The 1,287-nt window shown below is 43.6% G+C and carries 1 protein-coding gene; it reads right to left on the bottom strand.

All coding sequences use genetic code 11. From position 1 onward, the window contains the following. Window positions 1-852 precede the first annotated feature (852 nt). The coding region (locus Q0256_RS03865) for a methionine adenosyltransferase domain-containing protein (protein ID WP_297960199.1) at window positions 853-1,287 on the bottom strand (435 nt) is incomplete at its 5' end.

Raw genomic sequence — 1,287 nt, 5'->3', positions numbered from 1 at the left:
AGCATTTAAATTATGGTGCGCAATTCGCATCACTGCGTTTAAGCCCAATTTAAAAGCCGCTCGGTCGCCGCCGCACAAGGCTAGAATTTTAGAAAGCTTTGAGCCTCCTCCTTTTGTCTTATTCTTTTATCTCTTATGTTATTTAATCTTGATATTTTGCCGTGCTCGTTTGCGGGCGACATCGCGCGGGGGAGAATTTAATCTTACTTTTTCATTTCGCATAGTTAGCGGAGGAGCTTTGGCGAAGCGTGCCAATCTGAGATTTTAAATTAGTAGCGTTCATAAATTCCACATTTTAAAATTTCAGCGCTTTTATCTTGCAAATGCCGCTTTTAAATGAAATTTACTTCGGGTTTTCTTGTTGTATAAAGCAGTGAACTTCAAATAAAATGGCAAAATTTTAAAATTTACACGCTTAAACATCACAAGTAAGGAGAATATAAAATTTTTGTCCTTAGGAGATTAAGCACAAAGCATGTTAGAAAAAATTTTATAGGTCAAATTTCATTTTAAGCGATTGCAGATTTAAAGCTTGTATGCAAATACTTTTAAAGCCTGCTCTAGTTAGAATTTATCACTAAACTAGACGGGCTCAGCCTTGGAATTTCACCGCGCCAATTTTAAAATTTTGCGCGAGTTAGGCTTAAAATTTTAAAATTCGATTCTACCTGCGAAAACTCTTAAATTCCACGGTTTAGAATTTTGATACAGAATTTTGCCGCAACGCTATTTTTTGGGATGCGATAAAACTACACGGCATGCAAAGCCGCGTAGAATAATCGAGCTAAGCTCCCTGCTGCAAGCCTAGCGAATGTCGTAAGCTAAAAAGAGCGCTGCCACAAAGCGTAAATTTTATTTCAAAGCCTTAAAAAGCTCCACGCTATCGAGCTTCTCCCACGGGTATTCGTCGTTTCCGACCTGTCCGCGTGCGGCTACGTCGGCGTAGAGAAAGCTTCCTTTGCCGGGGCGATCAAGGCCGAATTTATCGATGATCCAGCGCGGCGTGAGCGGGAATTTTTCAAGCACGAAAGCAGATAGCTCATCGTCGCTCGCCGCGCCTAAATTTGTCCCCATGCAATCGACGCTGACGCTGACGGGCTTTGCGACGCCGATTGCGTAGCTGAGCTGGACGATGCATTTTTTCGCAAGCCCCGCCGCGACGATGTTTTTGGCGATGTAGCGCGCCGCATAAAGCCCGCTACGATCGACCTTAGTATAGTCTTTGCTACTTTGAGCGCCGCCGCCTATGGGGCTGTAGCCACCGAAGCTATCTACGATTAGCTTGCG

The sequence above is a fragment of the uncultured Campylobacter sp. genome (assembly GCF_937949835.1).
In the GTDB taxonomy this organism is placed as follows: domain Bacteria; phylum Campylobacterota; class Campylobacteria; order Campylobacterales; family Campylobacteraceae; genus Campylobacter_B.
The sequence above is the reverse complement of the archived record's forward strand: the minus strand, read 5'-3'. Positions and strand labels throughout refer to the sequence as shown.